Origin of the sequence: Geminocystis sp. CENA526, assembly GCF_050753365.1 — a bacterium.
GTDB lineage: Bacteria > Cyanobacteriota > Cyanobacteriia > Cyanobacteriales > Cyanobacteriaceae > Geminocystis.
In genome coordinates this window covers 1-7,969 of record NZ_JBLZFY010000145.1, presented here as the reverse complement: position 1 = coordinate 7,969, position 7,969 = coordinate 1, and the positions used below count along the sequence as shown (strand labels likewise).

General features: G+C 32.1%; 5 protein-coding genes. 4 read left to right on the top strand and 1 reads right to left on the bottom strand.

Annotation, left to right across the window (positions count from 1 at the left end; translation table 11 throughout):
• Positions 1 to 247: 247 nt before the first annotated feature.
• Positions 248 to 2,074 carry a serine/threonine phosphatase gene (locus tag ACN4EE_RS21125; protein ID WP_431708483.1) on the bottom strand — a complete coding sequence of 609 codons (1,827 nt, stop codon included), beginning with the start codon at positions 2,072 to 2,074 and terminating at the stop codon, positions 248 to 250.
• A gap of 128 nt (positions 2,075 to 2,202) precedes the next feature.
• Here ACN4EE_RS21125 and ACN4EE_RS21120 point away from each other — a divergent pair, with 128 nt between their 5' ends.
• From ACN4EE_RS21120 to ACN4EE_RS21105, 4 genes are all read left to right on the top strand, one after another.
• Positions 2,203 to 2,490, top strand: coding sequence for a BrnT family toxin (locus ACN4EE_RS21120; protein ID WP_431708482.1), 288 nt, complete (start codon positions 2,203 to 2,205; stop codon positions 2,488 to 2,490).
• Complete coding sequence (locus tag ACN4EE_RS21115; protein ID WP_431708481.1) at positions 2,471 to 2,665, top strand: hypothetical protein; 195 nt, start codon at positions 2,471 to 2,473, stop codon at positions 2,663 to 2,665. The genes ACN4EE_RS21120 and ACN4EE_RS21115 overlap by 20 nt, the downstream gene beginning before the upstream one ends.
• A gap of 171 nt (positions 2,666 to 2,836) precedes the next feature.
• Positions 2,837 to 4,240 carry an acyl-CoA dehydrogenase family protein gene (locus ACN4EE_RS21110; RefSeq protein ID WP_431708480.1) on the top strand — a complete coding sequence of 468 codons (1,404 nt, stop codon included), beginning with the start codon at positions 2,837 to 2,839 and terminating at the stop codon, positions 4,238 to 4,240.
• Positions 4,241 to 4,590: 350 nt separating this feature from the next.
• The gene (locus tag ACN4EE_RS21105) at positions 4,591 to 7,725 is read left to right on the top strand and encodes a DEAD/DEAH box helicase (protein WP_431708479.1); all 3,135 of its coding nucleotides are present in this window, start codon (positions 4,591 to 4,593) and stop codon (positions 7,723 to 7,725) included.
• Positions 7,726 to 7,969 lie beyond the last annotated feature (244 nt).

The following is a 7,969-nucleotide window of genomic DNA, read 5'->3' as shown; positions in this document are numbered from 1 at the left end:
GGGAAAAGGGAAGAGTGAATAGGTGACAAAATCAAGGTTTTGAGGCTTTGTATTAACTTATAATTACAAAGTTGTTTTAAATAAAATTTAGTAAAAAATGCTCAGTTTTTGAGGAAAAATTCCTAATAATAATTGATTTTCTAACCATAAAAAATGGCTAGATTTCTTATCAATTATAGTTTTGAGTGGTTGGTGAGCGTAAGCATTAAATCAAAATTTGAGAATGAAAAAACTCTGCTTATTAAGGCTAAAAAATGGGATTCTGATGTTCAAGGTTAGGTTGTACTTTAATACGAACTAAAATACAGGTAATATTATCATGACCATTCACCTGATTACCAAGATCGATAATTTGACTTATTCCTTCCTCCAGATTCGCTTTAGAGCTAATTAACGGTAATAATGCGGTTTCCCAATGATTCTCTAATAGCTCATTGTCACACAAACCATCGGAACACATCACTAATAATGTATCTTCTTTAATTTCTAAAAAGTTAATATCAGGGTGAACAAATGTATTGTCTCTAGGTCCTAGAGCTTGAGTTAATTGGTAAGCATCGGGGCGCCCATAGGCAATATCAGGTTCTACTCCATGTTTGATTTCAGCCTGTGCTACAGAGTGATCTGTGGTAAGTTGTTCTAAGCCCCATTTACGAGTAACCCGATAAATACGACTGTCTCCTACATGGGCGATGGCAAGTTTAGTATCTTGAAGGAATGTCATCACAAGGGTAGTTCCCATTCTTCCTGCTCCTGTTTGCCCTTTTTGAATATTAGCGTTGTAAATGGCTTCATTGGCTTGGATAATGCCCTCCCTAATTACTTGTACGTTAGGAATTTCGTCTGTCCAATGTTGTTGGAAATAACGATAAATATTTTTGACTGCCATAGCACTGGCAACTTCTCCCGAAGCATGGCCTCCCATACCGTCACAAACGATAAACATTCCTTTTGCGGTAAAATATGACCCTTGAGAGCTTTCTTTCTTATGAATAGATGTTTCAATGGCAAAACAATCTTCATTATGTCCTCTTTTTCTCCCCACATCACTTAAGCCAACATCTGTTACACTTAAAAGTCTCATGGGTAAAACAACGGTGGGTTGATCATCTCCATCGGGGTTGTTGATTTGGGTGGCTTCTTCGCCGTCTGAATCTTCGTCTTCAAATTGGTTTACTAAGTCTTTTAATTCATCGTCTCCGGGGATAAAGATGACATCTTCGGCTTCATTTTCTTTTTCTTGCTCTAAGATTAATTCTAGTTCTATTTCCTGTACGATCGATTGTAATTCCGATCGAAGCTCTTTAATATCGTCAATTTCTCCTGACTCAATTTTGATCATCAAATCCGTGATAATGCCTTTATAGTCTCCTTTCAAGTCTTCGATTAAATGCGCCCAAACTTCTACTAATTGTCTGAGTAAAGGGGGATCATTGGCTCGATCGAGATATATTTTATCTAAGATTAAAGTACCATCATCAGCTACTTTTAAATTGTCAATGCGTAACAAAGTTTCACAACATTCTATTTTGGAAAAACTTTTCCATAATTTTGTCATTTTTTGGAGATAGGGCAAAACTTGAATCTTCTCCAAGTGATTGTTTTTGAGATATTCCTCTAAAGTTTGAAGATGACTATTTTTAGTGATAATTATAAATTCTTGATCATTTTCTACGTCTTCCCAACCGTCCAATAATTCGGGTACAGTGGGGTTATACTCTGTCAAAGTTAGATAAGCAAAAGCTAAATCAGGGATTCCTGCGGATTTTATACTTTCTCGCTCAAAACTTTCTACTTGATCTAAGTTTTCGTCTAAAATTCCTCTATCATCAGGCTTAGTATCTTCTACTTCTATACAATAATACTTTCGATCGTTCCATGAAAAAAAAGATGATAAAGCAGAATCCTCAAGGGGTGAAGTTAAAATATATCTATGGTTAGAAGGACTCTCCTCCGTAGGAAAAACAAAGGGAATAGTAGGGGGTTGTTTGTTTGGACAGCTAATAACACACTGATACACTTGAGTTGTTAAATCATTTTCGATCGACATATTTATATTATCCTGATTGCTCATAATTGAATATTATATAAGGGAACAGGTAATAGAGAACAGGTAATTCTTAAATATTTTGAGGGTTTTTTAAATCGGAACAATATATACTTTAAATGTGTTTTAATTTATGAAACTTCCCATAGAAAGTAATGCAAAACCTAGATTATGAGTTTGAATGGGATGAGCAAAAAAACATTAAGAATCAAGAAAAACATGGTATTAGATTTGAGGATGCGATCGAAGTCTTTGACAACGATATGGTAACAGAAATAGATAATCGCTATGATTATGGCGAGATTAGGTTAAAAGGTATAGGAAAAATCATAGCAGTATATTTTACTATTATTTATACTGAAAGAGGAGAAAAAATTAGGATCATATCAGCTCGTAAATCGAATAAAAAAGAGAGGTTAAAGTATGACAATTATTACAGTTAAAAGAAGTGAAATTCCCCCCATGACAGAAGAAAGAATGAAAGAGATTGAGGCAATACCTGATGAAGATATTGATTACTCAGATATTCCAGAGTTAGATGATGAGTTTTTTAAAAATGCTCAATTAGTTAACTACGCAAAAGGTGAAAGATATAAACCTTTGACGACAACAAAATAACTAGCTTAGAGACTTGAAATATAGTATTAGTACTTGCTCACTTTCAATGATATTCTGTCATTCCGAGTGTAGCGAAGGAATCTCAATGCCTTAATTTTTCGTACAAGTGTATAACTTCTAAGTATCTTTTAAATTCTGATAAGCTAAGAGGAGTTTTATATAACAGATTAAATGATTAATAAATATCCTAAATTAGTACGAGATAAAATTCCTGAAATTATTAACACAAATCACAGTCAATGTCAAGTAAAACAGTTAAATATTCACGAATATAAACAAGCTCTAAAAGATAAATTAATAGAAGAATCTCAAGAGGTTTTTCAAGCGGATGAATCTAATTTGATGGAAGAAATTGCAGATGTTTATGAGGTGATAGAAGCTCTTATTTCTGTGTATAATTTAGATAAAAAAGAGATTCAAAAAGTAAAAGAAAACAAAGCCCAAGTTAAGGGAAAGTTTCAGAAAAAACTTTTATTATTAGCTATAGAAAATGAGATTAAAGTAGATGCACTTCCACCATCGGAAACGAATATATTAACGGAAGCAGAAGATTTTTTGAAAAAGGAAATATTACCCCAGGCCCATTTAATTGATAAAAATAGTAATATTTTAAAAGAGAAAATATCTTTAATGAATGAGCTTAATCCCGATTTTTTTAGGTTAAGATTAAAGCAAAATTTAGGGGGCGTTGCTATGAGTAATCAAGGGTTTTATTCATGGCAAACAATGATGGCAAAATATTCAGGGAGTTTATGCTTTTTACAAACTCAACATCAAAGCGCTATGGCAATGTTAAACCAAAGTAATCGAGAAATTCAAGAGAAATATTTAGCAAAAATTTTGACAGAAAATCTCTTTTGTGGTGTTGGGTTTTCCCATTTAAGAAGACAAGGAAAACCTTTAGTTACAGCAACTCCCGTTAAAGGTGGTTATGAATTAACAGGATTTGTACCTTGGATTACAGGTTATGATATTTTCTCCTATTTTATCATTGGAGCGACTTCGATCGATCGTTGTCAGTTATATGGTATTTTGCCCTTTTTACCCCATAATAACTTAAAATTTAGTACCGTAATGAACTTATGTGCGATGAATAGTACTAATACGGTGTCTGCCACTTTAACTCAATGGTTTTTACCCGAAGAAGACGTAATTATGATTAATCCTCCCGATGCCATTCATCAAAAAGACGAAAAAAATGTTTTACATAATGGCTTTTTTGCTTTGGGTTGTGCGCAAGGTGCGTTAAAGATATTAGAAGATAATAGCCAAAAATTGCAGTTAGCCCAAGTGAATGATACTTATAATCAACTCAAAACAGAAATAGAAGATTTACAACAAAATATGTTTAATATAGTCGATGATGAAGCTATCGATTTTAGGCAAAAATTGACTTTAAGAGTGAAAGCCATAAATTTAGCTTTTCGGAGTTCGATCGTTGCTATTATTAGTAGTAAAGGACAAGCAAATCAAGAGAATCATCCTGCCAATCGTTACTATCGAGAAGCATTAGTTTATAGTGTATCAGGGCAAACTATCCCCATTTTACAAGAATCTCTTATTCTTAATTCTTAATTCTTAATTCTCAATTATCTTATTCATTACTCACGATCGATCCCATTGGTGATAAACTTATCATTTATAGCATAATGTGGCAATGCAAAAACCATTAAACAGCAATTTTGAGTGCCATAAAAGAGTGTAATAACAATAATTTAACTCCATCAGTGAGATAAATTCAAGGCACATCTTTTTTAACCGTATCTCAGCCTTAAACATCATGGTTAATCTTGCCTATATTTTAAATTTATTATCAACAACTTGATTAATTTTATTGTTTTCCATAACTAGGATAAATCCTATAAATACTTTTATCATTAAAATCTATCAAATACTTTTTAATCATTTATTTTAATTTATAAAATATGTCAACTTTACATGGTAGTTTTCTTGTCAAGAAAGAAGAAAAATATTTTTTTATTTGGAGTGAAGTCTGGAAACAATTAGAAAAAGAAAAATATGATTTAGAGGCAGAATATTTATATCTTTATCCTTTTTTAGTAGAACAACCTAAAGAGTTATACTCTATCCTAGAAAATAATAATTATCATCATAGTTTCAATGATTATAGCGATAAGTTAAACACTATTTGGCAATGGGAAATGGTATTATTTCCTTCTCAAAAAAAGCCTAAATCTAAAACCGTTATTCCTTTATTATACGAGCATTTTGTTACTATTACCAATAAATTAAGTACCGTTATTTTATACCCTTGGGAAGTAGGTGGTTTTAAACTTACTCTAGATCAATTATTAATTTTTTTAGATAAATTACCCCTAAGTAAAGTAGAAAATATTGGTTGTGATTTAAGATTTTGGAGTCACATTTATCGTTGGAGTTTAGACTTAATTTGTCGCCGTAAATTTTTACCCGGTATCGATGATAAAAAAAATAGTTTTTGGCAACCTTTACTCGATAGTAACATAGATCAAAGTCGTTTAGCTCATTTTATTCGATCGATGCCTTCTATGGCAAGATGTTATGTAGAATCAGAAGACGATCCTATTATACCACAACAAGAACTAATTTTAGATTTTTTGCAAACCATTTTAGATGCTCAAATTCGTAAATTATTAAGCAATAATAGTATTAATATTAACAACGATGTCATGGTACAATCATGGCTAGAATCGCTCAATAGTAAAGAAAAACAAATCTCTAATTTAACTTCTTTAGACAGTAAAAGATTAAAAACTGCTTTTGATAATTGGACATTACCGATTCAAGATAACTTAATTACTGAGGATTTTCAATTAGTAAAAAAACAATATCGAATTTGTTTTAAATTACAACCTCCAGTCACCACAAATCAAGTTGATAACTATGATAATTGGCGTTTAAATTATTACTTACAAGCCATCGATAATCCAGATTTTTTAATCCCTACAGAAAAGATTTGGGAAAATACTCAACCAGACTTACAAATTGACGATCGAATCATTGAAAATCCTCAAGAAATTATTTTAAAAGGATTAGGATTAGCTTGTCGATTTTATGAACCTATTGCGGAAAGTTTGGCGCAATCTATGCCTAATTTTTGTCAATTAAATGCCATTTCTGCCTATCAATTTATTCGTAGCGTGGCATGGCAATTACAAGATAATGGTTTAGGGGTAATTTTACCTCAAGGTTTAAATAGTGGTGTGGATGAGAAACGTTTAGGAGTAAAAATTGAAGCGAAAGTTAACGTTAAAAAAGGCGAAAGATTAAACTTAAATACCCTCTTAAATTACAACTTAAAAGTAGCCGTAGGAGACAAAACATTAAGCAAAAAAGAATTTCAAAATTTATTAGCACAAAAATCTCCTATTGTAGAAATAGATGGGCAATGGTTAGCCTTACAACCTGCGGATGTAAAAGCCGCCGAAGACATTTTAAACCAAGCAGAAAACAATATCAATTTAACTGTAGAAGATGCCTTAAGATTGAGTAGCGGTGAAGGAGAAACCATCGCTAAATTACCCGTTGTGGCTTTTGAAAGTAGTGGTGCTTTAGCAGATTTAATTAACAGTATTAATGATAATCAAAAAATCAATATTTTACCTACTCCTAAGACTTTTAAAGGTACATTACGGGAATATCAAAAAGCTGGTTTTAGTTGGTTATATTTCCTCGAAAAATGGAATTTAGGTGCTTGTTTAGCGGATGATATGGGTTTAGGAAAAACAGTGCAATTAATTGCTTTTCTACTTACTTTAAAAGAAGAAGATTCACTGACAAAACCTAGTTTAATTACTTGCCCAACTTCCGTATTAAATAACTGGGAAAGAGAGATCAAAAAATTTGCTCCTACCCTAAAAGTTATTATCCATCATGGAGAACAAAGAAGTAAAGGAGAAGAGTTTGTTAAAGAAGCGCAAAAACAGGATGTAATTATTACCAGTTATGCTCTAATTTATCGAGATTTTGACAGTTTAAATCTGGTAGAATGGCAGGGGGTAATTCTCGATGAGGCACAAAATATTAAGAATCCTCAAGCAAAACAAACAAAGGCAGTACAAGAGTTAAAATCTGAGTTTAGAATCGCTTTAACGGGTACTCCCGTAGAAAATCGTCTCTCGGAATTGTGGTCAATTTTAGAGTTTTTAAACCCAGGTTATCTTGGTACACAACAATTTTTTCAACGGCGTTTTACTATTCCTATTGAGAAATATGGTGATCAACATTCTTTACAAACATTACGATCGTTAGTACAACCTTTTATTTTAAGAAGACTGAAAACAGACAAAAATATTATTCAAGATTTACCTGAAAAACAGGAGATGAATGTTTATTGTGGTTTATCAGCAGAACAAGCTCAATTATATCAAAATTTAGTGGATGAATCTTTAGAAAAAATTAATGAAAATATGGGCATTAAACGCCATGGATTAATCCTAACTTTATTGATGAAATTAAAGCAAGTTTGCAATCATCCTGCTCATTTATTAAAGGAAGAAAAGCTAGATTTTTCTCCTCGATCGGGTAAATTGTTACGCTTAGAGGAGATGTTAGAAGAAGTAGTAGCCGAAGGCGATCGAAGTCTCATATTTACTCAATTTGCAGAGTGGGGAAATCTATTACAGCCCTATTTAAAGCAAAAGCTAGGGGTAGAAGTACTGTTTTTATCGGGTAGTACCAAAACCGAAAAACGTCAAGAAATGGTCGATCGATTCCAAAATGATCCCCAAGGACCACCCATTTTTATACTATCATTAAAAGCAGGAGGAACGGGTTTAAATTTAACCAAAGCTAATCATGTATTCCATTTTGATCGATGGTGGAATCCAGCCGTAGAAAATCAAGCAACCGATCGAGCTTTTCGTATAGGACAAAAACAAAATGTACAAGTCCATAAATTTATTTGTAGCGGTACATTAGAAGAAAAAATTAACGATATTTTAGAGAATAAAAAACAATTAGCAGAACAAACAATTAACACAGGAGAAGACTGGTTGACAGATTTAGATACAGATCAATTAAGAAACTTATTAGTATTAGAAAGAAATGCTATTTTATAAAATAAATCATCTACAATTAACATCCAATTCTTCTTACATTCTTAATTTTTAATTCTTAATTCTTAATTCTTAATTCCTATCTCAGTTCGAGATAAAATTTAGACTAAATCGATCGCTAAAAGTGGCACTGATCGATCGAACCATAAAAAGATTTGATTAAAAATTATGATAAATTGATTTTTTATAGCTATTTACTAAATTTAATGAAGATTTGAAAGCATTTTCTTCCCCCTCTTCCCCCTCT